Source organism: Pseudomonas sp. T8, assembly GCF_024610635.1.
GTDB classification, from domain to species: Bacteria; Pseudomonadota; Gammaproteobacteria; order Pseudomonadales; family Pseudomonadaceae; genus Aquipseudomonas; species Aquipseudomonas chlororaphis_I.
Genome location: NZ_CP102374.1, coordinates 4849113 through 4870880, shown reverse-complemented (window position 1 = coordinate 4870880; position 21768 = coordinate 4849113). Strand labels below are relative to the sequence as shown.

Below are 21768 nucleotides of genomic sequence, written 5' to 3'. Positions count from 1 at the left end.
TCGAAATTATTTTCAATCCGCCCTATCACTTTTTGAATCTCGTCCGGCACATAGGCAATTGAGAAATGTTTCCATCCAGGAGCCGCCGTATGTCCCGCTCGCTAGACACCCTGTTGCGCCCCAGCCTGTTGGCCGTGGCCATTGCCCTCTGCGCCCCGCTGGCCAGCACCCCGCTGATCGCCGCCGAACAGGCGTCCGGCGTGCGCGCCTACAACCTGCCGGCCGCGCCCCTGGCCAGTACCCTGAACCAGATCGCCAGCCAGGCCGGCCTGGCCCTGAGCCTCAACCCGAGCCTGGCCGCCGGCAAGACCTCGGCCCCGGTCAAGGGCCAGTTCGATGCCGCCGGCGCCTTGCGCGAAGCGCTGCGCGGCACCGGCCTGCAACTGGAACAAAGCAGCGCCGGCACCTACAGCCTGGTGGCGATTCCCGACAGTGTGGTGGCCCTGCCGGAAACCAGCATCACTGGCCAGCAGGCTTATGAGAGTGCCTGGGGGCCGGTGGACGGTTACCTCGCCACGCGCACCGCCGCCGGCACCAAGACCGACACCTCGCTGGTTGAAGCGCCGCGTTCGATTTCCGTCGCGACCCGCCAGCAGATGGAAGACCGCAACGTGCAGAATCTGGATGATGCCGTGCGCTACATGCCCGGTATCGTTTCCGCCAGCTACGGCAGCGACACCCGCTATGACTGGATGCGCGTGCGCGGTTTCGAGCCCACCCAATTCCTCGACGGCCTGCCACTGCCCCGCGGCGTGTATGCCAACCCGAAAGCCGAAACCTGGAACCTCGACCGCCTTGCCCTGCTGCGCGGCCCGGCCTCGTCGGTGTACGGCCAGACCCCGCCGGGTGGCCTGCTGGACATGGTCAGCCGGCGCCCCAGCGCTGAATCGAGCCATGCCATCCAGCTGCAGTACGGCAGTGACAACTACCGCCAGATCAACTTCGCCAGCACCGGCAAGATCGACGATGAAGGCCAGTTCCTCTACGGCCTCAGCGGCGTGGTGCGAGACGCCGGTACCCAGGTCGACCACATCGACAACAAGCGCTACAACATCGCCCCCAGCCTGACCTGGAACATCGACACCGATACCAGGCTGACCCTGCTCTCGCAGTTCACCCGTGACGATACCGGCGCGACCAGCCAGTTCATGCCGATCCAGGGCACCAAGATCAAGTCGCCACTGGGCGACGTCTCCCATCACAAGAACCTCGGCGACCCGGACTACGAGTTCTACGACCGCACCTACTACGCCCTGGGCTACGCCTTCGAGCACCGCTTCAACGATGTCTGGCAGTTCCGCCAGAACCTGCGCTACACCAAATCGGAGCTGTCCTTCCAGCAGTTGACCGTGGGCTCCTACGCCTACTCCCCGGCCGATGCGGCAGGCAATATCAGCCGTACCTCGACCAACGTGGACGAGGACATCAGCCAGTTCGCCGTCGACAATAACTTCCAGGCCGACTTCGCCACCGGCGACATCACCCACACCGTGCTGATCGGCCTGGATCACCAACGCACCGACACCTCCTATCTGTCGATTTACGGCGACGGCGGGACCACCAACATCTTCAACCCGGTCTATGGCAAGCCGATCGTGCGCCCGGCGCGCTCCAGCGCCTACTACGACTACAACCAGAAAACCGTGCAGACCGGCCTCTACGTGCAGGACCAGATGGCCCTGGACCAATGGCGCCTGACCCTGGGCGGTCGTGAAGACTGGGTGCACCAGGGCACCACTTACTTCAACAAGAACGACGTGACCAACACCGACCGCAGCAAGAACTTCAGTGGCAACGCGGCACTGAGCTATGTGTTCGACTCGGGCCTGGTGCCGTACCTCTCCTACGCCGAATCCTTCCAGCCAGCCAGCAACGCCAGCGTCTCCCCCACCGAGTCGTATAAGCCCACCGAGGGCAAGCAATGGGAGCTGGGCATCAAGTACCAGCCACCTGGCTCGAACACCCTGCTGAGCGCGGCGGTCTACGACTTGACCCAGAAAAACGTGCTGGTGACCAGCATCGGTGCCGGTGGCGAATCGGTGACCAACCAGACCGGCGAAGTGAAGGTCAAAGGCCTGGAACTGGAAGCGGTGTCCGACGTGACCGACAACCTCAAGGTCATCGCCGCCTACACCCTGGCCAAGTCCGAGGTGCAAAAAGGCATCTATAAAGGCAACCGCCTGCAACTGATGCCCAACCAGCAAGCCTCGCTGTGGACCGACTACACCTGGCACAGCGGCGTGCTCGACGGTTTCGGCATTGGCGCCGGCGCCCGCTACACCGGCAATACCTATGGCGACCAGGCCAATACCTGGCTGGGCAAGGCCAATGCCTACACGGTGTTCGATGCCGCCGTGCATTACGACCTGGGCCGCCTGGACAGCAGCCTCAAAGGCGCGTCGCTGAAACTCAACGCCACCAACCTGTTCGACAAGGACTACCTGTCCACCTGCGATGGTTCCTACTGCTATTTCGGCGATCAGCGTAGCGTGGTCGCCAGTGCCACCTACCAGTGGTAATCGGCTGAGTTAACCACCGGGCCGTCCTGCCAAGGACGGCTTTGCTGTGTCTGAAGGCTAAGAAATGAAAAGCAAAACCATCCGCCGCTGGTCCTTTATCCACACCTGGAGCAGCCTGGTCTGCACGGTGTTCCTGCTGATGCTGGCCCTGACCGGCCTGCCGCTGATCTTTCACCACGAGATCGATCACCTGCTGGGCGACGCGCCGCAGCTGCGGGAAATGCCCGCCGACACTCCGCAGCTCGACCTGCAGCAGCTGGTGCGCGCCGCCGAGGCCCATCGCCCGGGCGAGGTCATGCAGTATTTCGGCTGGGACGAGGAAGACCCCAACGGCGTGCTCACCATCATGGCCAGGACCGCCGGCACCGAGCCCAACTCGTCCCATACCTTCATGCTCGACGCCCGCACCGGCGAAGCCGTGGAAACGCCCTCGGCCAACGGTGGGCTGATGATGTTCATCCTGCGCCTGCACGTGGACCTGTTCGCCGGCCTGCCGGGCAAACTGCTGCTGGCGTTCATGGGGCTGCTGTTCGTGCTGGCGATCGTCTCCGGCGTGGTGCTGTACCTGCCGTTCATGCGCCGGCTGGCATTCGCCACGGTGCGCCAGGACAAATCCACCCGCCTGCGCTGGCTGGACCTGCATAACCTGATCGGCGTAGTGACCCTGACCTGGGCCCTGGTGGTCAGCGTCACCGGGGTGATCAGCGCCTGCGCCGACCTGCTGATCGCCGCCTGGCGCAACGACAGCCTCAGCGCGATGATCGAGCCGTACCGCGATGCGCCGCCACTGACCCAACTGGCCCCGGCCAGCCGCCTGCTGGAGATCGCCAAGGAGGTAGCACCGGGGATGCAGCCGGACTTCATCGCCTTCCCCGGCACGCGCTTTTCCAGCGAGCATCACTACGCGGTGTTCATGAAAGGCAGCACCCACCTGACCTCGCACCTGCTGACCCCGGTGCTGATCGACGCCAGCACCCTGGAGGTCACGGCGGTGGCCGAACGTCCCTGGTACATGGACGCCATGGGCATGTCGCAACCGCTGCACTTCGGCGACTACGGCGGCATGCCGATGAAGATCCTCTGGGCGACCCTGGATGGGCTGACCATCATTGTCCTGGGCAGCGGCCTGTACCTGTGGATAGTCCGCCGCCGCGCGGCCAGGCCGGCGCTGGGTGAACACTCTGGAGTGACGCCATGAGGCCGCGGCAATCGAACTTCTGGAAGGTCTTCGGCGCGCCGCTGCTCATCGCCGTGCTCTGTGCCGCGGGGCTGTTCTCCGCGCTGCTCGGCGACGGTATCTGGGACGCCCTGAGCTGGCTCGGCCTGGGCGCTCCGGCGCTGATCGCCCTGCGGGGTTTGTTCAACCGCCCGCCTCCGGCCTGACCCCGGCGGCGGGGAAGCCGCGCCACAGGTACAGCGACAGCCCCAGGCCGATCGCCAGCACCGGGATGAACACGCGGTTTTCCTGCTGCGCCTCGGCGGCGACCAGCACGCAGAACAGCGCCAGCCCCAGCAGCGGTACATAGCTTGCCGCCAGGCCCCAGCGCCAGGGCCGGGTCAGCGGTTCGGGGCCGCGCAGGCTCAGCAGCGCACAGCCCAAGGCTGGCAGGGCCAGCGCCGGCAGCGCCCAGTACCAGGCCATGTAGGCGAACGCCATGATCAGCTCCGGCTCACCCTCGCCGTGGCGGCGAAACTCGTACTGCAAGGCCAGGTACACCGCCAGCGCGCCCAACAGGGTCAGGGCCAGGCTGTACAAGCCGTGTCGAAGATAGGACCTGCGCATTCATCACTCCTTGTCTGTGCTGCATGCCGCCCCTGTGGCCGGGGCCAGAGGCTGCGTTAAGATCCCCCGGGTTGCGAGCCTGCGCTCCACTTCCACCCGTGAGGAATATTCATGTCCACCCCCAGCATGACGCTGTTCCACAACCCGGCATCACCTTATGTGCGCAAAGTCATGGTGCTGCTGCACGAGACCGGCCAGCTGGACCGCGTGGCCTTGCAAGCCAGCCAGTTGACCCCGGTGAATCCGGACACCGCCCTCAACCAGGACAACCCGTTGGGCAAGATTCCCGCCCTGCGCCTGGCCGACGGCAACGTGCTGTACGACAGCCGGGTGATCCTCGACTACCTCGACCAGCAACACGTCGGTAACCCGCTAATCCCCCGCGAAGGTTCGGCCCGCTGGCGGCGCCTGACCCTGGCGGCCCTGGCCGACGGGATCATGGACGCCTCGGTGCTGATCCGTTACGAACTGGCCCTGCGCGCCCCCGAGAAGCACTGGGAGCTGTGGCTCGATGGCCAGCGCGACAAGATCCGCCGCGCCCTGGCCGTGCTCGAGGCCGACGCGATCGCCGAACTGGCCAGCCACTTCGACGTCGCCGCCATCAGCGTTGCCTGTGCCCTGGGTTACCTCGACTTCCGCCACCCCGACCTGCAGTGGCGCGATGCCCAGCCCCAGTTGGCGGCCTGGTACGCCGAGGTCAGCCAACGCCCTTCGATGCTGGCGACCCAGCCGCCGGCTTGAAGCCTCCGGGTGCGACCATCACCTGAAGCAGGGTACTGGCCGGGCCGGCCCTATCGCGAGCAAGCTCGCTCCTACAGGTTTCGCGGTGTCCCATGTAGGAGCGAGCTTGCTCGCGATGGTCGCCCCACGGTGCTTCAGGCAACAACCCGACTATCCATGCCAACAAGGCCTCTGCTTGCTGCTGGTCCTCGCGCAAGCCCAACGACCTACTCATGGGCCACCTGCGCTTCGAACGTCAGCGGCTGGGCCGGTTTGGCCTGGCCTACGCCGTACCAGTCGAGCTTGCGGGTCAGCACCATGAACACACCCAGCAGGCCGAACAACAGCAGCGAACCCATCAGCAGCGCGTAATCCTCGGCGCTGAGCAAGCCGTACAACAGGCCATACAAGGCAGCCAGGCTGGCGGCGAAACTCAGGCCATGGCCCAGGCTGCGCAACACATGGCAGACGTAGAAACCGATCAGCGTCACGCAGGCACCGGCCGACAGCAGGTAGGCCAGGGCAAAGCCGATGTGCTCCGAGAGCGACAGCAGCAACAGATAGAAGAACGCCAGGGCCACGCCCACCAGGGCGTACTGCACCGGGTGCACCGCCAGGCTCTTGAGCACCTCGAAGAGGAAGAAGCCGGCAAAGGTCAGGGCAATGAACAGCAGTGCGTATTTGATCGCCCGGTCGCTCTTGAGGTACTGGTCCACCGGATCGATGAAGCTCACGCCGAAGGAGCGGTTCTTGAACTCCTTGCACTGCCCGCTGGCCAGGCAATTGATCAAGGCGCTTTCCAGGTTGGTGGAGAAGAACGAGGTCTGCCAGTTGGCGGCGAAACCCAGGTCGGAAATCTCCCGCTGCGCCGGCAGGTAGTTGCCGATAAAACTCGGATGGGGCCAGTCGGCACGCAGGCGTACCTTGCTGGTCTTGCCCACCGGCAGCACCTGCAACTGGCCGGTGCCTTGCAATTGCAGGTCGAAGGCGAAGTCCAGGTCGGTGCTGCGCTTGCCGTCCAGCAGCGGCAGGTTGACGTGTACCCCCTCCCCCAGCCAGTCAACCCGGGTGCCGGGCGCGAAAGGCAAGTTCTGCCCGTTCAGCTCGAGGGCCAGCGCCTGCTCGATGCCGCGAATGTCGCTGATGCCCACGGCGAGAAACGGCTGCTCGAACTTGTAGTCGGCGAAGTCTTCCTTGATCCCCAATTGCTCGGGCAGCGCAAACTGGCCGCTGATGCGGTTGTTGGCATGGAACAGCCGGGCCTGGTAGATCCCCCGGGCGCGCAACTCGGTCCGCACCTGGCCATCGAGTTCGAAGTGCTCCGGCAGGAAATACAGCTGCCCGCTCCTCTCACCCTGTTCCTGGTAACGCGTGTTGGTCTTCTCGTTGGTTTTCCAGGTGCGCACCACCTTGCGATAAGGCACTACCAGCAGCGGGCCGCTCAGTTGCTGGCTGTAGCTGGAGCTGCGGGCGATATCGGTCAGCACACCGTCGCGCAGTTCCTGGCGCTCCTGGATCAGCCCGTCGATCATCAACAACGGCACCAGCAGCCCCAGGATCAAAAGGGCGATCGCCCCCAGCTTTATGGTCAGATTGCGGTTCATGGAGTCTCTCCCTGTTCGAATGAGGGAGAGTCTGGGCAGCCCATGTGGGGGTTTTATGGGGGCTGTGTGGAGAGTGTGTGGAGATTGGCTTTGTGGGAGGCAGCCGGTGCGTTTTTCCAGGTAAATCGCGGATTCAGGGTCTGCGGTCGCTACGCAACCGAGCGCAACCGAGCGCAGCCTCGCAGGCTCGGCAGCGGCTACATGGACTGCGTGTACCCTGTAGCCGCTGCCGAAGGCTGCGATCGGGGGCGTAGCACCCGCAACCGGTGCCCCCGGTGAATCAGGCGGGAAACACTAGGCTGACTTCAATGCCACCTTCCACATTGCCGATCCGCATCTGGCCGCCATGCAGTTGCACCACTTCTTCGACGAAGTTCAGCCCCAGGCCGGTGCTTTTACGCCCGCTGTCAGGCCGTGGCAGGGAATAGAAACGTTCAGTCAGGCGCGCCAGGGCATAATCCGGGATGGGCTCGGCCTGGTTGAACAGGCTGAACCGCACCTGGTCGCCCGCTCTGCTGGCGCTCAAGCGCAACACGCCACCGGCGGGGGTGAAATCCAGGGCGTTTTCCAGCAGGTTTCCCAGGGCCTGGCGCAACAGGAACGCTTCGCCCGACAGCTTCAGCCCCGGCTCGATGCGCTGTTCGACCTGTAAGCCCTTGCCCTCGATCCGCGCCTTCTGGCTGTCCAGCACCTGGTTCGCCAGGTCCGCCAGCGGCACCGCCTCGCGCTCTTCCAGGCCGTGGCGCTGTTCGACCTGCGCCAGGTTCAGCAAGCGCTCGATCAGGTGCTGCATGCGCGCGCTTTCGCTGTCGATGTTGCTGACGAAACGGGCGCGCTGCTCGCCGGGCATATCGCTCTGCAACAGCTCCGCCGCCCCGCGAATCGCCGCCAGCGGGCTTTTCAGCTCGTGGGTCAGGGTGTGCACGTAACGCTCGACATAAGCCTTGCCCTCCAGCTGGGTGCGCATGTGCTCCACCGCCGTGGCCAGTTGTTCCAGCTCGCCGCCGCGGTAGTGCGGCAGCTCGGCGCGGCGACCCTCGCTGACCGCCTGGGCGTAACCGGTCAGGCGGCGCAGGGCGACGCTCAGCCACCAGGACAGCAAGGCGCCGAACAACAGGCCGAGGCCGATCAGGCCGGCGCCGTACCACAGCAGGCGACGCTCGGTGCGGTCGACGTAGGGCTGCAGGGAACTGTTGGGCTTGGCCACGGTGACCACGCCGATGATCCGGCCGTTGTCGCGAATCGGCGCGCCGACATGCATCACCGAGGAGCTCGGGTCATCGGCCACGCTGCGCGAGGAACGCGCGCCGTATTGGCCGCGCAGGGTCAGGTACACGTCGTTCCAGCGCGAATAATCCTGGCCGACCGCCAGGCCGCTGGAGTCCAGCACCACCTTGCCCTCGGCGTCGGTAACGTAGATGCGGTGGTTGACCTGGTTTTTCGGCAGGCCCCAGATAGTCGCCGCCGGCTGCCGCTCGCCATAGGCCTTGAGCAGTTCCGGCCAGCGGTTCTCGCTGAGGGTGCCGGCCTTGAAATCGTCACGCAGGATTTCCGCCAGCAGGTTGGCGGTGTCCACCAGGGTTTCCTCGGTGGACTGGCGTACGCCCGGGCGGATTTCTTCCATCACCGTGCTGAGCACGAAATAGCCGGTCAGGCCGACGAACAGGACGTAGACCAGGAAAATCCGGATTCCCAACGGCATCAGCTGTGCCCCGGGCTGTAGCTGTAACCCAGGCCGCGATGGGTCTGGATCGGCTCGGCGTCGGCCGCCACCAGGCGCAGCTTGGCCCGCAGGCTCTTGATATGGCTATCGATGCTGCGCTCGTAGCCGGCATCCGCCGCCACCCCCAGGGCGTCGAGCAACTGCTCGCGGCTGAACACCCGCTCGGGTTGCTCCAGCAGGCAATGCAGCAGGCGGAATTCGTGGCGGGTCAGGCTCAGCAACTGGCCGCGGTAGCTGATCTGGAACTTGTCGGTATCGACCTGGAACGGCGTAGCCGGCGCCTCGACCACCATCCGCGGCGCCATGCGCTTGAGGATGGCCTTGACCCTTGCGGCGACCTCGCGCGGGCTGAAGGGCTTGACCACATAATCGTCGGCGCCGATTTCCAGGCCCACCACCCGGTCGATTTCACCGTCCCGGGCACTGAGGAACATCACCGGCACCTCGCTGAAGCGCCGCAGTTGCTTGCAGGTTTCGAAGCCGCTGATGTCCGGCAGGCCGATGTCGAGAATCAGCAGGTCCGCCGGCGTATGGCGCTGATAGTCCAGCGCCGCCTGCCCGAGGTTCAGCCAGGTGGTGCTGAACCCTTCACCCTGCAGGGCAAAAATCAGCGTATCGGCAATCGCCGCTTCGTCTTCGACAATCAGGATATGAGGCATGGCATCCAAGCACGGAAAGTAAGTGCCAGAACGGTGCCGGATGCCTCATGCGCCGTCAATCAGCAGTCGGGCTTGTCCGCGGTAAAACGCCGGGCCGGGTTCACCGCGGCGCCGAACTCGCGCAGGGCCTTGGCGCCGATCAGCAGCGGGTAGTTGAAGCTGCTGCGGTCGGTCAGGTTGACCTCGACGGTGCGCTTGACGTTGCCCAGGCACATTTCCAGGTCGACCACCGGACGCTTGGCCACCTGGGCCTCTTCCTTGTCTTCGTCTTCATCGGCACGGCTCTTGATCTTGCTGATCCGCGCCACCTTGTGTTCGTAGACCTTGCCATCGGCGTCCTTGGTCGCCAGGCGGAAGCGCACCCATTCCTCGCCATCGCGGGTAAAGGTCTCGATATCCTTGGCCGACAGCGAGGCGGTCAGGGCGCCGGTGTCCATCTTGGCCTTGAGGGTTTCGCCGATTTCCGGCAGTTGAATGTATTCGTAGCGCCCGTAGAGGGTCGGCTCGGCGGCCATGACCGGCAGCGCCAGCAGGGATAGGAGTGCAAGGACGGATTTCACGTGAGCAGGTTCCTTGGGAAGTGGGCAGCAGGATTTTAGACCGTGGCCGGGCAATTGGTTCGCTACCGTTTATTGGCCATGCTTCTGTAGGAGCGAGCGGGCGGCGATCCGACTTGCCCGCGATGGCGTCCGCTCAGACAGCACGCGGCGTCTGCATCGCGGGCAAGCCTCGCTCCTACCGTACGGGGTGATGCGCAGTTACGGTTTTTCCCGGCTGACTGCACCATACCCCCACAGAAGTGAAACATTCGTCAGCACATCAGGATTTGGCCTGCCTGGCGAAGGTGCTTATCATGGCGCGCCCAAACGCTTGCAAGAGTTCCTTATGCGCCGCCTGCTCACCGGCTGTTTCGTCACCCTGCTGCTGTTGCTCAACACCCTGGTCCTGTTCGGACCGCTGGTGGTGTTCGCCCTGCTCAAGCTGGTCCTGCCGGGGCGCCTGCGCGACCACGCATCGAAGGCGGTGATGTGGATTGCCGAAACCTGGGCCGAAATCGACAAGCTGATCTTCGCCCTGTGCATTCCCACCCAGTGGGATATCCGTGGCGGCGACGACCTGCGAGGCGACACTTCTTACCTGGTGATCAGCAACCACCAGTCCTGGGTCGACATCCCGGCGCTGATCCAGACCCTCAACCGTCGTACCCCCTTCTTCAAGTTCTTCCTGAAGAAAGAACTGATCTGGGTGCCCTTCCTCGGCCTCGCCTGGTGGGCCCTGGATTACCCCTTCATGAAGCGCTACAGCAAGGCCTTCCTGGCCAAGAACCCGGAGCTGCAAGGCAAGGACCTGGAAATCACCAAGGCCGCCTGCGAGCTGTTCAAGCGCCAGCCGGTCACCGTGGTCAACTACCTGGAAGGCACCCGCTTTACGCCGGCCAAGCGCGAGCAACAGCAATCCCCCTTCAAGCAACTGCTCAAGCCGAAGGCCGGCGGCGTGGCATTCGTCCTGGCGGCCATGGGCGAACAGCTCGACGCCATCCTCGATGTGACGGTGGTCTATCCGCAGCAGAAGATTCCCGGTTTCTGGGACCTGATCAGCGGCAACGTGCCGCGAGTGATCGTCGATATCCAGACCCGTGAGCTGGATCCGGCGTTGTGGCAGGGGGATTACGAAAACGATCCGGCGTTTCGCCAGACCGTCCAGAACTGGGTCAACCAGCTCTGGACCGAGAAGGATCAGCGCATCGACGCCTTGCGCGCCGAGCGCGGTTGATCAGCTGCCGCTGCCGACGCCCCAGATCCCGCCCAGGCTGTTGAGCAGCGAACCGCCCACGCCCTGCTGACCCAGGAACTGCAGGAGCACCGGGGCGAACTGGCCGATCATGCCGCTGTCCATGCCCAGGGCGCTGAATGCGCTGTTCAGGTCATTGGTGTTCTGCACGTTACCCAACGCACTCTCCAGGCCGGCGGTCTTGCTGCCACCGCTCTGCCCCAGCAGGCCACTCAAGGCGCCCAGGCTGCCCAGCGCGTTGCCGCCCGAGAGCTTGTCCAGCCCCGGAACGCTTTTGCTCAGTTGCGAGTAGTCGGTGCTGCTCAGCTGGTTCTTCGCCAGACCCAGCATCGCACCGGTGCCGCCGATGGCCTGCTCCGGCGTGACATCCAGTTGCGAAAGGGCACTGAGCAGATTGGCGGTCTGCGAGGTTGGAGCGGCAGCGGTAGCCTTGTCGCCACCCTGCATGCTGGACACCGCATTGGCGGCATCGCTCAGGCTGAAGCCTGCGGCAAAAACCGGGCTGGCACCCAGGGTCAGCAACGTAGCCAGTGCAACACTGCGGGAAATTTTCATCGAGACAACCTCTTGAGCATGAAAACCACCCGATATTGGGTGGGAAAAAGCAGCTATTTGACTGATGGCCAATAGGAATGTTCCCGGTCGCGAGCAAATCCCCGAGTGAATATAACGAGGTGAAAAATGCAGTGCCCCGGACTGCAATTGAGCGTACATCATCACCAGCTCACGCTTTTGAAACTGGAGCGAATACTGCTTTTTTTGAATGGTGCGATTCTCACTCGCTTAACCACCAGTCTCGAATATTTGTCACGTATAGATACAAAACCGGCCTTGAAAATAGATTAAGCGACGTGTGAGATCCGGGCTCGTTAAATGGGAGGGAGCCCATGTCATCAGCTGATCCACGAAAGCTAGCGTCCAAGGGAGGTCCTACCTCTACTGGCGGTGTCATTCTTGAGGGAAACGACGGTATATACATAGAGGGCCGAATTATCAGTTCGGTTGGCCAACTGGCCAGTTGCCCGGTTTGTGCCGCTGGAAAGGGCCCTATTGTTGCCGTAGGAGAAAGGACGGTCTACCTACCGGCGGGTCCCGCTGCACGGGAAGGAGACTATGTTGCCTGTGGCTGTCCCCCCTTCACCAATACCCTACTCACACAACAACACAGCGGACTTGCTGGCGTAGGTCACTCTGCTCCAGTGGGTAGCGGAATAGCTTTGCTTTCTAGCATAAGCCTTCCAAAAAGCCTACAAGTCATCATCGAGCGCCAGGATGATATAGAGAAACCTGGGCTGGCCTACAAGATAAAAGATAAAGACCAACTTACCTTATTCAACGACGGTACTTGCCAAACAACCGGAGAGGGAAAAGAACACCCCGTCGAAGACTATTCCTCCTGCGATACTGTTTTTGTGGGTGATGACTCGACTTGGGAGTTTTTCTCCTACGAAGAACCTATTGAATAAGGTGCCTCAATGAAATCAGAAATCACATTGGTCTTTAAAGACTTCCTGATGGATACGCCAGATGGCGTGCATTTCGAGCTTCTTATAGATAGCAAACCCATCGATAAAAAAATCACCAAAAAACAAGAGTCAACAATTACCTACACTCTGACCGCCCGTAAACTCGAGACGATTGTCAGGGGTCCTGACAATGCAGTTTTGACTACCATTGAAAGCAAGCCGAAATATGAAGTTTCCTTGCTTATCGTTAGTGCCGCAGGCAATAAGAAAGCCATAGGAAAAGCCACGCTAACCGCAGGCAATCGGTTAAATCTGGTTGCGGTATCTCCATGGACAAAAATCCAGCTATCGACTCAGGACACGCCATCGAATGATAACTTCTACTCAGTAGAGTACGGAGTAAAGAATAATAACAATGAAATCAGAACGGTAAAAATCGCCATTCATGACATACCTAGAAAAATATTGATGAAAGCACTTTCTCATCGTGGTTCGACCGATTGGGCAGGACCAAAAGAAAAAGAATCGCTACCTCATCCAACTCTAGAGAAAACTACCTCATTCAAGAAAAACACTAACAAATGCAACCTGTTCGTTTACGACGTTCTCACTTCTGTCGGTATTTCCGTGGCGCTTATTGAACATGGTCGACTGACATGGCTTCCAGGCAATGGTAGCCTGAGTCCGCCCCTGGCTGCCGAGTGGGGTAATCCTGACAAGTTACTCAATAGCTGGAAAGTCGAGACACAACCGCTACCTGGCGATATTGGTGCTTACACCGCCAATTATTCAGACGCGAGTGGTCACGTCGGTTTTGTCGTTGCCAAGGGGGTTTGTGTATCTGCAGGCTGGTTGAAGGTTGAGGTCAATGATGCAGGTTTCCGAAACTTCAATGGCACCGCCTCCAGAGGGGACCATGACTTTACTGTTTTCCGTCGCTACAAACACAGCAAACCACAATGAAAAAAATCCTGTATCCACTCCTGGCCATTGCACTCATCTCCATCGTGACCTGGCGCGTCTGGTCGCCGGTCGATGATTTGGTCTGTGCAGGCCAAACCGTAGCCAACGGCCCGCTGACCCGTTTCGTTACCGACTACTTCAAGCAAGGCGATGGAAGAGCCTGGCAAGAAGACACCAACGTCTTCGATATCCTCGCCGAACCCACGGCCAGCAGCTTCACCCAGCAGCCGCAAGCATATTACTGCGAAGCGCTCGGTCTGCTTGAAAGCCCGACACGCACGCAGTCGGAGAAGGTCTATACCTCGATCCTGATGCTGAATCTGCCAATCGACCATTACCTGGGCCTCATGGATCACAGCCACAGGTTTTATAAAGAGGGGCGGATCGATGACACGGTGCTGGGGTTCGTTCTTAAACCGAGAGGAACCGCGCTCAACTATTGGTGGCTGCCGCAATGGCGCTCTCGCTTCAACCGGGATGCACCGTCTGTGTTCCCTCCACCCGACATTGCAGAAATACTGTCCGGAAAGTACTGGTTCCACTATCCAGGCACAGGTTTCTGATCATCGAAAACAGCCATAAAAAAGGGCGACCCAAGGGTCGCCCTTTTTTATGGCTGAAGGCTTATGCCGCGCTGAACAGCTTGTGCGGGTCGATGACGAATTTCTTCGGCACGCCGGCGTCGAATTCACCGTAGCCACGCGGGGCGTCGTCCAGGCTGATGACCTGCACGCCGACCACTTCGGCGATGTTGATGCGGTCCCACATGATGGCTTGCATCAGTTGGCGGTTGTACTTCATCACCGGGGTCTGGCCGGTGTGGAAGCTGTGGGACTTGGCCCAGCCGAGGCCGAAGCGGATGCTCAGGCTGCCCATCTTGGCCGCGGCATCCACCGCGCCCGGGTCTTCGGTGACGTAGAGGCCTGGGATACCGATCTTGCCGGCGACCCGCACCACGCCCATCAACGAGTTGAGCACCGTGGCCGGCGCTTCGTGCTGGGCACCGGAATGGCCATGGCCGCGGGCCTCGAAGCCCACCGCGTCGACCGCGCAATCCACTTCCGGCTCGCCGAGCAGCGCGGCGATCTGTTCGTGCAGCGGGGTGTCCTTGGACAGGTCGGCGATTTCAAAACCCTGGGCCTTGGCGTGGGCCAGGCGCACCGGGTTGACGTCGCCAACGATCACCACCGCCGCGCCCAGCAGTCGGGCGGACGCAGCCGCGGCCAGGCCTACCGGACCGGCGCCGGCGATGTAGACGGTGCTGCCCGGGCCGACGCCGGCCGTCACCGCGCCGTGATAGCCGGTCGGCAGGATGTCGGACAGGCAGGTCAGGTCGCGGATCTTCTCCATGGCCTTGTCGCGGTCCGGCAGTTTCAGCAGGTTGAAGTCGGCGTACGGCACCAGCACGTATTCGGCCTGGCCGCCGGTCCAGTCGCCCATGTCGACGTAGCCGTAGGCACCGCCGGCGCGAGCCGGGTTGACGGTCAGGCAGACCCCGGTGTGTTGCTCCTTGCAGGAACGGCAGCGCCCGCAAGCCACGTTGAACGGCACCGAGACCAGGTCGCCGAGCTTCAGGTTCTCGACGTCGCTGCCCTTCTCCACCACCTCGCCGGTGATTTCGTGACCCAGGACCAGGCCGACCTGGGCAGTGGTACGGCCGCGCACCATGTGCTGGTCCGAACCGCAGATATTGGTGGATACCACGCGCAGGATGACGCCGTGCTCAATCTTCCTGCCGCGCGGGTCCTGCATTTTTGGATAGTCGATTTTCTGTACTTCGACCTTGCCATTGCCGAGATACACGACACCACGATTACCAGACATGCTTTCACCTCGCTGTTGTTTTTATGAAACCGCGTTGCCGGAAAAAGGCAGCGCGTAGAGTGCTCGGGTACAGATGCTGTTTCGTCTTCAAAATCGCTTCGCGAGCAAGCTCGCTCCTACAGAGGATTGCGTGCATCTGTAGGAGCGAGGCTTGCCCGCGAGGCCGCGCAGCGGCCTGTGTTAAAGCACCACCGTCCTGTTGGCGTTCAAGAACACCCGCCGTTCGATGTGATAACCCACGGCCCGCGCCAGGGTCAGGCCCTCGATATCGCGCCCCTTGGCGATCAGGTCCTCGGGGTAGTGACTGTGGTCCACCACTTCCACGCCCTGGGCGATGATCGGGCCTTCGTCCAGGTCGTTGTTGATGTAGTGCGCGGTGGCGCCCACCAGTTTCACGCCCTTGTTGTAGGCCTGGTGATAAGGCTTGGCGCCCTTGAAACCGGGCAGCAGGGAGTGGTGGATGTTGATCGCCTTGCCATCGAGCTTGCGGCACAGCTCCGGCGACAGCACTTGCATGTAGCGCGCAAGGATCACCAGTTCGGCGCCGGATTCCTCGATCACCTGCCACACCTGACGCTCCTGGGACGGTTTGTCGTTGGGGTCCAGGGGGAAGTGGTAGTACGGGATCTGGTGCCAGTCAGCCAGGGGCTTGAGGTCCGGATGGTTGGACACCACCGCCACCACATCCATTGCCAGCTGGCCGATGCGCTGGCGGTAGAGCAGGTCGTTGAGGCAGTGATCGGCCTTGGAGACCATGATCACCACTTTCGGCCGATGCTGCGGCGGGGTCAGTTCGACGTTCATGTCGAAAGCCCGGGCGCGCTCGGCCAGACCGTCGCGCAGGCCCTGCTCGTTGAAATCCTCGGGCTGGCGGAATTCCACACGAATGAAAAAACGCGCCGAAAGCCGGTCATCGAACGAATGGTGCTCGGTGACATAGCAGCCCTGCTCGAACAGAAAGCGGGTCACCGCATCCACCGTGCCGAGCACGCTGGGGCAGTCGGCAGTCAGAATCCAGGTATCGGGTGCGCGGCTCATGCGGGGTGACTCCTGTTCATTGATCTCTCGGTGAAGCGGCACATCCCTGTAGCCGCTGCCGAAGGCTGCGATAAGGTCCGAAGGACCTTCCAGCGCCCTCAAGAGCGACACCCCCTGCGGGGTCGATCGCAGCCTGCGGCAGCGGCTACAGGGATTCGCGTCAGGCCTGAACGCTGAGGCCGTATTCGGCGGCGGCATCCTGCAGCCACAACCACCAGTAATCGGAGAAGCTGCGGCGGATCACCAGTTCCCAGGTGTCTTCGCCCATGCGGCGGATCACCAGTTGCGACTTGGCGAACACGGTGCCGACGGCCTTGCCCACCGGGAAGTTGTTGGGGTGCACGTCGTAGCTGGTGGACTTCATCAGCACTTGGCGCACGTTCGGGCCGGACAGCTCGAGGATTTGCTGGCCGCCGCTGACGTTGACGATCTGGATATGCAGGTCGCCCAGCGCTTCGCGCAGTTTTTTCTCGGCGGCGAATTCTTCACCGCTCGGCACCACCAGCAACCACTCGTCCGGCCCCATCCACTGCAGGCTGGTTTCGCCCTTGGCGACCACGGTCAGGGCCACCGGCAGTTCCAGGCCCAGGGCCTTGTGCACGCCGGAAGCGAAGGCCGGGTCATGGGCATCGCCACGGATGGTCAGGTGGCCGAGGAGTTTCTTCTCGCGCAGGGTCACGCCTGCGTTCTTGCGGCCCTTGCCCACCAGGCTGGCGAGGTCGGCATGGTGCAGCGACGACTCGGCTTTGGCGCCAGTGGTCGGGCGCTGTTGGTAAACGTTGACTGCGGTCATAGAGCACCTGTCTTGAAATTCTTGCATCACCCCCGTAGGAGCGGAGCTTGCCCGCGATGAATACGTCGCGGTCTGTCTGAGGCACCGCGTGATGCCTATCGCGGGCAAGCCTCGCTCCTACAAGGTTGTAGGGTTAAACGTTCTGGCGATCGCCTTTCGGATCGAAGAACACCGAAGAAACGATTTCCGCCTCGATCACCGTACCGTCGGCCAATGGCGCGAATACCCGCTCGCCCATCCGCTTCAGGCCGCCCTTGACCACACCCATGGCAAACGAATAACCCAGGGAGTTGTGGGCATAGCTGGAGGTCACGTGACCGACCATGCTCATCGGGATCGCCTGCTTGGTGTTGAACACCAGTTGCGCGCCTTCCGGCAGCCACTGGTTCGGGTCGATCGGCTTCAGGCCCACCAGCTGCTTGCGCTGGTCGCGCACACAGTCTTCGCGGTTCATGCCACGCCAGCCGATCCACGAGAACGGCTTGGTGCGACCGACGCACCAGCCCATGTTCAGGTCGTCCGGGGTCATCGAGCCGTCAGTGTCCTGGCCGACGATGATGAAGCCCTTCTCGGCCCGCAGTACGTGCATGGTTTCGGTGCCGTACGGGGTCAGGTTGTACTTCTTGCCAGCCTCGACGATCTGCTCCAGCACGCCCATGGCGTAGTCGGCCTGGACGTTGACTTCGTACGACAGCTCGCCGGTGAAGGAGATACGGAACACCCGCGCCGGCACGCCGCCCACCAGGCCTTCTTTCCAGGTCATGAACGGGAAGCCGTCCTTGTCCAGGTCGATGTCGGTGACTTCGCTGAGCAGCTTGCGGCTGTTCGGCCCGGACAGGGTCATGGTCGCCCAGTGGTCGGTGACCGAGGTGAAGTACACCTTGAGGTCCGGCCATTCGGTCTGCTGATAGATCTCCAGCCATTGCAGGACGCGCGCGGCGCCACCGGTGGTGGTGGTCATGATGAAATGGTTCTCGCCGACGCAGGCGGTCACGCCGTCGTCGAAGACCATGCCGTCTTCCTTGCACATCAGGCCGTAGCGCGCCTTGCCCACGTCGAGCTTGGTCCAGGCGTTGGTGTAGATGCGGTTGAGGAACTCACGGGCGTCCGGGCCCTGGATATCGATCTTGCCCAGGGTCGAGGCGTCGAGCAGGCCGACGCTGTCGCGCACCGCCTTGCACTCGCGCTTGACCGCGGCGTGCAGGTCTTCGCCGTTCTTCGGGAAGTACCAAGGGCGCTTCCACTGGCCGACGTCCTCGAACTCGGCGCCGTTCTTCACGTGCCACGCGTGCAGCGCGGTGAAGCGTACCGGCTCGAAGATGTGCCCGCAGTGACGACCGGCCACGGCGCCGAAAGTTACCGGCGTGTAGTTCGGACGGAACATGGTGGTGCCCATCTGCGGGATGCTCACGTTCAGCGAACGGGCCGCGATGGCCAGGCCGTTGACGTTGCCGAGCTTGCCCTGATCGGTACCGAAGCCCAGCGCGGTGTAGCGCTTGACGTGCTCGACCGACTCGAAGCCCTCGCGGGTCGCCAGTTCGATGGCGGCGGCGGTGACGTCGTTCTGCAGGTCGACGAACTGCTTGGGTGCCCGCGCGGTGCCCTTTTCATGGGGCACCTGGAACAGCGCCAAGGTCGGTTCTTCCAGACGGCTCAGGGCCTTGGGCAGGACCGCTTCCACGGCCTTGAAGCCCGCTTCGCTGGCCGCGCGCACGCCACCTTCGAAACCGTCGGCCAGGGAATCGCCGAGGCTGTAGACGCCGTTGATGCCGCCGACGCACACGCGTTTCTGCGGTGCTTCGCCCGGTACGAAACCGAGGATGTCTTCACGCCAGATCGGCTTGCCGCCCAGGTGCGACGCCAGGTGCACCACCGGGCTGTAGCCGCCGGAGCTGGCAATCAGGTCGCAGTCCAGCCACTCGCCCGGGCTGGTGACTTTGTGCGCCTTGACGTCGATCGCCGCGACGCGGGCGCCAGTCACATGCTTGCTGCCACGGGCTTCGATCACCGCACTGGAAGTGAGGATGCGAATGCCCTTGGCGCGGGCTTCTTCCACCAGCGCGCCGCGTGGGTTGTGACGGGCATCGGCGATGGCCACCACTTGCAGGCTGGCGTCGAGCCAGTCCAGGGCTACACGGTAGGCATGGTCGTTGTTGGTGCTCAGCACCAGCTTCTTGCCCGGTGCCACGCCGTAGCGGCGCACGTAGACCGAAACCGCGCCGGCCAGCATGTTGCCCGGCACGTCGTTGTTGCCGTAGACCAGCGGACGCTCGCAGGCACCGGTGGCCAGCACCACGCGCTTGGCACGTACCCGGTGGATGCGCTGGCGCACCTGGCCGATCGGCGCGCGATCGCCGAGGTGGTCGGTCAGGCGCTCGTGAATAGTCAGGAAGTTATGGTCGTGGTAGCCGTTCACGGTGGCCCGTGGCAGCAGGGTCACATCGGGCAGCGACTTCAGCTCGGCGACCACGGTGGCGACCCACTCGGCCGCCGGCTTACCGTCCAGGCTTTCGCGGCTGTCCAGCAGGCTGCCGCCGAATTCTTCCTGCTCGTCGGCGAGGATCACCCGCGCACCGCTGCGCGCGGCAGCCAGGGCCGCGGCCAGGCCGGCCGGGCCGGCGCCGACGATCAGCACGTCGCAGTGCTGGTTCATGTAGTCGTAGGTGTCCGGATCGTTCTCGGTCGGCGAGCGACCCAGGCCCGCGGCCTTGCGGATGTACTTCTCGTAGGTCATCCAGAACGATTGCGGGTACATGAAGGTTTTGTAGTAGAAGCCCGGCGGCATCAGCTTGCCGCCGACCTTGCCGAGAATCCCCATCATGTCGTTGTTGACGCTCGGCCAGCCGTTGGTGCTGGTGGCGACCAGGCCCTGGTACAGCGCCTGTTGGGTGGCGCGCACGTTAGGAATCTGGGTGGCTTCGGTGGCGCCGATCTGCAGCACCGCGTTCGGCTCTTCGGCACCGGCGGCGAAGATGCCGCGCGGCCGGGAATACTTGAAGCTGCGACCGATGATGTCCACGCCGTTGGCCAGCAGCGCGGCGGCCAGGGTGTCGCCTTCGAAGCCTTTGTAGGTCTGGCCGTTGAAGGTGAAGCTGAGGACTTTGTTGCGGTCGATGCGTCCGCCGTTGGACAGGCGATTGGACTGGCTCATACCTTCTCTCCCAGAGCCTGCGTGGCCGCTTTCGGGCTATCGGTCTTGTCGGTGAATTGCGGCTTGGTACCGATCTTGTAGGTTTCGAGAATCTCGTAGGTCACGGTGTCGCGGGTGGCGTTGAAGTACTGACGGCAGCCGGCGGCGTGGATCCACAGCTCGTGGTGCAGACCGCGAGGGTTATCGCGGAAGAACATGTAGTTGCCCCACTCCTCGTCGGTGCAGTTGTTCGGATCCAGCGGACGCGGGATATGCGCCTGGCCGGACGAATGGAATTCCTCTTCGGAGCGCAGTTCGCCGCAGTGAGGACAGAAGATGTGCAACATAGGGATTTCTCCTATCAAGCCTCTTGAAAACGTAGCGAGCGAAGGCAAGACAAGGCAAAAACAGGGGAGAAAGCGGAGCTTAGTTTACTAAGTGAGCATTTCGAGCCTGTTTTTAACGCCGTATTGCCGAGCGCAGTAGTTTTCATGAGGCCTTTGTTAGTGGGCGACAGCTGCAGCGCCGTGTTCGTCGATCAGCGCACCGTTGTGGAAACGGTCGATGGAGAAAGGTGCGGCCAGCGGGTGCATTTCACCCTTGGCCAGACTCGCGGCGAATACGTTGCCCGAACCCGGGGTTGCCTTGAAGCCGCCGGTACCCCAACCGCAGTTGAAGAACATGTTCGGCACCGGAGTCTTGGAGATGATCGGGCAGGCGTCCGGGGTGGTGTCGACGATGCCGCCCCATTGGCGGTTCATGCGCACCCGCGAAAGGATCGGGAACATCTCGACGATGGCCTGGATGGTGTGTTCGATCACCGGGTACGAACCGCGCTGGCCGTAGCCGACCCAGCCGTCGATACCGGCGCCGATCACCAGGTCGCCCTTGTCGGACTGGCTGATGTAGCCGTGCACCGCGTTGGACATGATCACGCTGTCGATGATCGGCTTGATCGGCTCGGACACCAGTGCTTGCAGCGGGTGCGATTCGATCGGCAGGCGGAAACCGGCGAGCTTGGCCATGTGCCCGGAGTTACCGGCGGTGACCACGCCGACGCGCTTGGCGCCGATGAAGCCCTTGTTGGTTTCCACGCCGATGCACACACCGTTTTCCTTGCGGAAGCCGATCACTTCGGTCTGCTGGATCAGGTCCACGCCCAGGGCGTCGGCGGCACGGGCGAAGCCCCAGGCCACGGCGTCGTGGCGGGCCACGCCGCCACGGCGCTGGACGGTGGCGCCCATCACCGGGTAGCGGGTGTTCTTGGAGCAGTCCAGGTACGGAATCTCGTCCGCCACCTGCTTGGCGTTGAGCAGCTCGCCGTCCACGCCGTTGAGGCGGTTGGCGCTGACCCGACGCTCGGAATCGCGGATGTCCTGCAGGGTGTGGCACAGGTTGTAGACGCCGCGCTGGGAGAACATCACGTTGTAGTTGAGGTCCTGGGACAGGCCTTCCCACAGTTTCATCGCGTGTTCGTACAGGTGCGCCGACTCGTCCCACAGGTAGTTGGAACGCACGATGGTGGTGTTGCGCGCGGTGTTACCGCCGCCCAGCCAGCCTTTCTCGACCACGGCGACGTTGGTGATGCCGTGTTCCTTGGCCAGGTAGTAGGCGGTCGCCAGGCCATGCCCGCCACCGCCGACGATGACCACGTCGTAGACCTTTTTCGGGGTCGGCGTGCGCCACATGCGCTGCCAGTTTTCATGGTGGCTGAGGGAGTGCTTGAAGAGGCCGAAGCCCGAGTAGCGTTGCATA

At 62.6% G+C, this 21768-nt stretch carries 20 protein-coding genes; 8 read left to right on the top strand and 12 right to left on the bottom strand.

Features of this window, described 5'->3' with window-relative positions:
* The first annotated feature begins 89 nt into the window (after positions 1–89).
* The 3 genes from NRG23_RS21935 (at position 90) to NRG23_RS21925 (ending at position 3902) form a co-directional block, all read left to right on the top strand.
* Positions 90–2519, top strand: coding sequence for a TonB-dependent siderophore receptor (locus NRG23_RS21935; protein ID WP_257372049.1), 2430 nt, complete (start codon positions 90–92; stop codon positions 2517–2519).
* Positions 2520–2583: 64 nt separating this feature from the next.
* On the top strand, positions 2584–3717 hold the full coding sequence (locus tag NRG23_RS21930) for a PepSY domain-containing protein (RefSeq protein WP_257372048.1): 1134 nt from the start codon (positions 2584–2586) through the stop codon (positions 3715–3717).
* Complete coding sequence (locus NRG23_RS21925) at positions 3714–3902, top strand: hypothetical protein (protein ID WP_257372047.1); 189 nt, start codon at positions 3714–3716, stop codon at positions 3900–3902. The genes NRG23_RS21930 and NRG23_RS21925 overlap by 4 nt, the downstream gene beginning before the upstream one ends.
* Here the strand turns inward: NRG23_RS21925 and NRG23_RS21920 are convergent.
* Positions 3880–4302 (bottom strand): hypothetical protein, encoded by a 423-nt coding sequence (locus tag NRG23_RS21920; protein WP_257372046.1) that lies wholly within the window; start codon positions 4300–4302, stop codon positions 3880–3882. The two genes, NRG23_RS21925 and NRG23_RS21920, sit on opposite strands and share 23 nt — an antisense overlap.
* Before the next feature lie 111 nt (positions 4303–4413).
* Between NRG23_RS21920 and NRG23_RS21915 the strand changes: the two genes are divergently transcribed.
* Positions 4414–5043 carry a glutathione S-transferase gene (locus tag NRG23_RS21915; RefSeq protein WP_009051212.1) on the top strand — a complete coding sequence of 210 codons (630 nt, stop codon included), beginning with the start codon at positions 4414–4416 and terminating at the stop codon, positions 5041–5043.
* Positions 5044–5249: 206 nt separating this feature from the next.
* Here the strand turns inward: NRG23_RS21915 and creD are convergent, their stop codons facing one another.
* The 4 genes from creD to NRG23_RS21895 form a co-directional block, all read right to left on the bottom strand.
* Positions 5250–6626: a cell envelope integrity protein CreD gene (gene creD / locus NRG23_RS21910; protein WP_009051213.1), complete on the bottom strand. Its 1377-nt coding sequence runs from the start codon at positions 6624–6626 to the stop codon at positions 5250–5252.
* Positions 6627–6906: 280 nt separating this feature from the next.
* Positions 6907–8328: a two-component system sensor histidine kinase CreC gene (gene creC / locus NRG23_RS21905; RefSeq protein ID WP_257372045.1), complete on the bottom strand. Its 1422-nt coding sequence runs from the start codon at positions 8326–8328 to the stop codon at positions 6907–6909.
* Positions 8328–9008, bottom strand: coding sequence for a two-component system response regulator CreB (gene creB / locus NRG23_RS21900; protein ID WP_041984848.1), 681 nt, complete (start codon positions 9006–9008; stop codon positions 8328–8330). The genes creC and creB overlap by 1 nt, the downstream gene beginning before the upstream one ends.
* Positions 9009–9067: 59 nt before the next feature.
* Positions 9068–9568 (bottom strand): ATP-dependent zinc protease, encoded by a 501-nt coding sequence (locus NRG23_RS21895; protein WP_009051216.1) that lies wholly within the window; start codon positions 9566–9568, stop codon positions 9068–9070.
* Positions 9569–9893: 325 nt separating this feature from the next.
* Between NRG23_RS21895 and NRG23_RS21890 the strand changes: the two genes are divergently transcribed.
* Positions 9894–10781 (top strand): acyltransferase, encoded by an 888-nt coding sequence (locus NRG23_RS21890; RefSeq protein ID WP_028684192.1) that lies wholly within the window; start codon positions 9894–9896, stop codon positions 10779–10781.
* Here the strand turns inward: NRG23_RS21890 and NRG23_RS21885 are convergent, their stop codons facing one another.
* Positions 10782–11354 (bottom strand): DUF2780 domain-containing protein, encoded by a 573-nt coding sequence (locus tag NRG23_RS21885; protein ID WP_025807292.1) that lies wholly within the window; start codon positions 11352–11354, stop codon positions 10782–10784. It lies immediately after the preceding gene.
* Positions 11355–11686: 332 nt separating this feature from the next.
* Between NRG23_RS21885 and NRG23_RS21880 the strand changes: the two genes are divergently transcribed.
* From NRG23_RS21880 to NRG23_RS21870, 3 genes are read left to right on the top strand one after another with little or no spacing between them, the layout of a single operon-like run.
* Entirely contained in the window at positions 11687–12265 is a 579-nt protein-coding gene (locus tag NRG23_RS21880) for a PAAR domain-containing protein (protein WP_257372044.1), read from the top strand.
* Between the two features lie 9 nt (positions 12266–12274).
* Positions 12275–13228 (top strand): CHAP domain-containing protein, encoded by a 954-nt coding sequence (locus tag NRG23_RS21875; RefSeq protein ID WP_257372043.1) that lies wholly within the window; start codon positions 12275–12277, stop codon positions 13226–13228.
* Positions 13225–13791, top strand: coding sequence for a hypothetical protein (locus tag NRG23_RS21870; RefSeq protein ID WP_257372042.1), 567 nt, complete (start codon positions 13225–13227; stop codon positions 13789–13791). The genes NRG23_RS21875 and NRG23_RS21870 overlap by 4 nt, the downstream gene beginning before the upstream one ends.
* A 61-nt stretch (positions 13792–13852) precedes the next feature.
* Here the strand turns inward: NRG23_RS21870 and fdhA are convergent, their stop codons facing one another.
* The 6 genes from fdhA to NRG23_RS21840 all read right to left on the bottom strand — a co-directional run bounded on the left by fdhA (position 13853) and on the right by NRG23_RS21840 (position 21767).
* Complete coding sequence (gene fdhA, locus NRG23_RS21865) at positions 13853–15052, bottom strand: formaldehyde dehydrogenase, glutathione-independent (RefSeq protein WP_009045939.1); 1200 nt, start codon at positions 15050–15052, stop codon at positions 13853–13855.
* A 180-nt stretch (positions 15053–15232) separates the two neighbouring features.
* Positions 15233–16090: a formyltetrahydrofolate deformylase gene (gene purU / locus NRG23_RS21860; RefSeq protein WP_009051219.1), complete on the bottom strand. Its 858-nt coding sequence runs from the start codon at positions 16088–16090 to the stop codon at positions 15233–15235.
* 160 nt (positions 16091–16250) lie between these two features.
* Positions 16251–16883 (bottom strand): sarcosine oxidase subunit gamma, encoded by a 633-nt coding sequence (locus NRG23_RS21855; RefSeq protein WP_009051220.1) that lies wholly within the window; start codon positions 16881–16883, stop codon positions 16251–16253.
* Between the two features lie 133 nt (positions 16884–17016).
* Positions 17017–20034, bottom strand: a complete 3018-nt coding sequence (locus NRG23_RS21850; protein WP_053270099.1) for a sarcosine oxidase subunit alpha — start codon at positions 20032–20034, stop codon at positions 17017–17019.
* Entirely contained in the window at positions 20031–20360 is a 330-nt protein-coding gene (locus NRG23_RS21845) for a sarcosine oxidase subunit delta (RefSeq protein WP_009051222.1), read from the bottom strand. The genes NRG23_RS21850 and NRG23_RS21845 overlap by 4 nt, the downstream gene beginning before the upstream one ends.
* Positions 20361–20516: 156 nt before the next feature.
* Positions 20517–21767, bottom strand: coding sequence for a sarcosine oxidase subunit beta family protein (locus tag NRG23_RS21840; protein ID WP_009051223.1), 1251 nt, complete (start codon positions 21765–21767; stop codon positions 20517–20519).
* Position 21768: the final 1 nt, after the last annotated feature.

What these genes read in the sequence shown, in the direction of transcription:
- NRG23_RS21930 (WP_257372048.1), top strand. Translation starts at nt 2,584, where the DNA reads ATGAAAAGCAAAACCATCCGCCGCTGGTCCTTTATCCACACCTGGAGC.
- NRG23_RS21840 (WP_009051223.1), bottom strand. Translation starts at nt 21,767, where the DNA reads ATGCAACGCTACTCGGGCTTCGGCCTCTTCAAGCACTCCCTCAGCCAC.
- NRG23_RS21850 (WP_053270099.1), bottom strand. Translation starts at nt 20,034, where the DNA reads ATGAGCCAGTCCAATCGCCTGTCCAACGGCGGACGCATCGACCGCAAC.
- NRG23_RS21920 (WP_257372046.1), bottom strand. Translation starts at nt 4,302, where the DNA reads ATGCGCAGGTCCTATCTTCGACACGGCTTGTACAGCCTGGCCCTGACC.
- creB (WP_041984848.1), bottom strand. Translation starts at nt 9,008, where the DNA reads ATGCCTCATATCCTGATTGTCGAAGACGAAGCGGCGATTGCCGATACG.
- NRG23_RS21880 (WP_257372044.1), top strand. Translation starts at nt 11,687, where the DNA reads ATGTCATCAGCTGATCCACGAAAGCTAGCGTCCAAGGGAGGTCCTACC.
- creD (WP_009051213.1), bottom strand. Translation starts at nt 6,626, where the DNA reads ATGAACCGCAATCTGACCATAAAGCTGGGGGCGATCGCCCTTTTGATC.
- NRG23_RS21855 (WP_009051220.1), bottom strand. Translation starts at nt 16,883, where the DNA reads ATGACCGCAGTCAACGTTTACCAACAGCGCCCGACCACTGGCGCCAAA.
- fdhA (WP_009045939.1), bottom strand. Translation starts at nt 15,052, where the DNA reads ATGTCTGGTAATCGTGGTGTCGTGTATCTCGGCAATGGCAAGGTCGAA.
- creC (WP_257372045.1), bottom strand. Translation starts at nt 8,328, where the DNA reads ATGCCGTTGGGAATCCGGATTTTCCTGGTCTACGTCCTGTTCGTCGGC.
- NRG23_RS21885 (WP_025807292.1), bottom strand. Translation starts at nt 11,354, where the DNA reads ATGAAAATTTCCCGCAGTGTTGCACTGGCTACGTTGCTGACCCTGGGT.
- NRG23_RS21845 (WP_009051222.1), bottom strand. Translation starts at nt 20,360, where the DNA reads ATGTTGCACATCTTCTGTCCTCACTGCGGCGAACTGCGCTCCGAAGAG.
- NRG23_RS21915 (WP_009051212.1), top strand. Translation starts at nt 4,414, where the DNA reads ATGTCCACCCCCAGCATGACGCTGTTCCACAACCCGGCATCACCTTAT.
- NRG23_RS21875 (WP_257372043.1), top strand. Translation starts at nt 12,275, where the DNA reads ATGAAATCAGAAATCACATTGGTCTTTAAAGACTTCCTGATGGATACG.
- NRG23_RS21890 (WP_028684192.1), top strand. Translation starts at nt 9,894, where the DNA reads ATGCGCCGCCTGCTCACCGGCTGTTTCGTCACCCTGCTGCTGTTGCTC.
- NRG23_RS21870 (WP_257372042.1), top strand. Translation starts at nt 13,225, where the DNA reads ATGAAAAAAATCCTGTATCCACTCCTGGCCATTGCACTCATCTCCATC.
- NRG23_RS21935 (WP_257372049.1), top strand. Translation starts at nt 90, where the DNA reads ATGTCCCGCTCGCTAGACACCCTGTTGCGCCCCAGCCTGTTGGCCGTG.
- purU (WP_009051219.1), bottom strand. Translation starts at nt 16,090, where the DNA reads ATGAGCCGCGCACCCGATACCTGGATTCTGACTGCCGACTGCCCCAGC.
- NRG23_RS21925 (WP_257372047.1), top strand. Translation starts at nt 3,714, where the DNA reads ATGAGGCCGCGGCAATCGAACTTCTGGAAGGTCTTCGGCGCGCCGCTG.